We start from the raw sequence: 698 nt of genomic DNA on the forward strand, positions 1-698 counted from the left end.
CCACAGCAGGGCCAGGGCAGACCGCCCGCGCAGCCCCAGGGCCAGTACCAGGCGCCCCCGCAGGGCGCCCAGCAGCGCCCACAACAGGGTCAGGGCAGACCACCCGCGCAGCCCCAGGGCCGGTATCAGGCACCCCCACAGGGCGCTCAGCAATACCCACAGCAGGGCCAGGGCAGACCGCCCGCACAGCCCCAGGGCCAGTATCAGACGCCCCCGCAGGGCGCCCAGCAACGCCCGCAGCAGGGCCAGGGCAGCCGGCCGATTCCTAGAGGCTGCCTTCTGGTCACTGGGGCACGGCTGAAAAACACCATCAACGGCGGGCAGCGTCTCAGTCTCCAGCTGGCGGACGAGAACAATTCTGTGTTCCAGGCATATCTTCGGGAGCTGGATACCAGAATTGCACCGGGCGTTTTGCTCTCCGATGCGCAGATCACTACGCAGAACAAGGGCGGTGTAGTCCTCTATATACTGGAATCGTATCAAATTGTGGGCTCACCGGAAGAAAACGCAGCATAAGGAGTTTTGCATTATGGTAAAACCGATCAAGCAGTTTGAGATCTCATCCCTGAAGGTATCGGGCTTCAAGTGCTTTGCGGAAGAACGCAGCTTTTCGTTTGGTCCCATGAACGCAATTTTCGGCCACAATGCCCAGGGGAAAAGCACCATTGCGGACGCGATTTCCTACGCCATCACCGGAG

At 61.2% G+C, this 698-nt stretch carries 2 protein-coding genes; both read left to right on the forward strand.

The annotated features are described in order from the left end of the window. A partial coding sequence (locus RX395_RS09810; RefSeq protein ID WP_316367290.1) for a hypothetical protein occupies window positions 1-516 on the forward strand: 516 nt, incomplete at its 5' end. Window positions 517-529: 13 nt separating this feature from the next. Beyond that, window positions 530-698, forward strand: a 169-nt coding sequence (locus RX395_RS10305; RefSeq protein WP_394815238.1) for an AAA family ATPase, incomplete at its 3' end; no start/stop codon positions are given.

The sequence above is a fragment of the Collinsella aerofaciens genome, from assembly GCF_032584215.1.
Taxonomy (GTDB): Bacteria; Actinomycetota; Coriobacteriia; order Coriobacteriales; family Coriobacteriaceae; genus Collinsella.